Here is a 1,222-nt window from a genome sequence, read left to right as displayed (position 1 = left end):
TCAAGCTATTTGGGTATGTTCCACGGAAGTCATATTAGAAATTGTTCGGGTTTTGGGACGGATAAAAGCGGAAAATTTGCAACCCCTAGCAGCAAAAATCCTCGTAAATTTTTTCAATTCTGGACATCCTACTACCAAAAATTCTGCTATCAAGCAAGCACTAGCTCACACTTGGGGTCAATTAGCTTCAGCCGATGCCTTACCGGCTTTAGAGCATATGCAAACAGATAGTAATAAGAGTGTCAAACTCCATGCGATCGCAGCTTTGAAACGTCTGTCTTCCCCTAAGACTGAAATGATTTAATCCCAAATATACTACTAAAATATCCTGTATAATTCTCTGCCCCTTTTTTTATACTTCTTTTCCTACCCAATATGTGAGAAATAAGGATATTCCAGCTAGACTTAGTATAATGCGTTATTTATGTGATTGAAGCAAATAAACTTAGTGACTTAAAAAACGAGATATTTTTGGCTTTATTTGTATAAGTTCTGTTTAGGGAAGGAAAAACACTATGGAAAGCAATGTCAATCTGCGTACCCTATCAGTAGATATTGGGGGAAGTGGTGTTAAAGTCATGGTTTTAGACACACAAGGTAATCCCATTACTGAACGAGGACGTTTGGAAACCCCAAAACCAGCTAAACCCCAACCCATAATAGACGCAATTACACAATTAACTAGCAACCAAGGTGATTACGAACGGGTTTCTGTGGGTTTCCCTGGTGTGGTAAAACATGGAACTGTGGAAACTGCTGCAAATTTACATCCAGACTGGATTGGCTTTGATTTAGCAATAGCACTATCAAAGATTTTAAAAAGACCTGTACGGGTAGTTAATGATGCTGATATGCAGGGTTTGGGTGCAATTGCTGGTAAGGGTGTTGAGTTGGTAGTAACTTTGGGCACTGGTTTTGGTTCTGCGTTGTTTGTGAATGGTAAATTGTTACCAAATTTGGAAATGGGACACCATCGTTTCCGCAAGAGGGAGAGTTATGAACAGCAGCTAGGAAGGGATGCTTTAGACAAGGTAGGGCATAAAAAATGGAATAAACGGTTAGGTAAAGCGATCGCATCCTTAAGTCATTTATTTAATTATGATTATCTATATATTGGCGGTGGAGAGGCGAAAAAAGTCTCTATCGATTTACCCTCCAATGTGAAAATAATTCCAAATATTACAGGTTTGTTGGGGGGAATTAACCTCTGGCGAGACTAACT

2 protein-coding genes are annotated in these 1,222 nt (G+C 39.1%); both read left to right on the top strand.

Annotation, left to right across the window (positions count from 1 at the left end):
* Nucleotides 1-304 (top strand): HEAT repeat domain-containing protein (locus F6K52_RS36515; RefSeq protein WP_293090154.1); only part of this gene is annotated, 304 nt, incomplete at its 5' end.
* A gap of 211 nt (nt 305-515) precedes the next feature.
* Nucleotides 516-1,220, top strand: a complete 705-nt coding sequence (locus tag F6K52_RS36510) for an ROK family protein (protein WP_293090152.1) — start codon at nt 516-518, stop codon at nt 1,218-1,220.
* Nucleotides 1,221-1,222: the final 2 nt, after the last annotated feature.

Source organism: Moorena sp. SIO3H5, from assembly GCF_010692395.1.
Lineage (GTDB): Bacteria > Cyanobacteriota > Cyanobacteriia > Cyanobacteriales > Coleofasciculaceae > Moorena.
Note: the sequence above shows the minus strand (reverse complement) of the source record. Positions and strands in the feature narration are given on the sequence as shown.

Coding starts and splice junctions, on each gene's coding strand:
- F6K52_RS36510 (WP_293090152.1), top strand. CDS start 516: ATGGAAAGCAATGTCAATCTGCGTACCCTATCAGTAGATATTGGGGGA.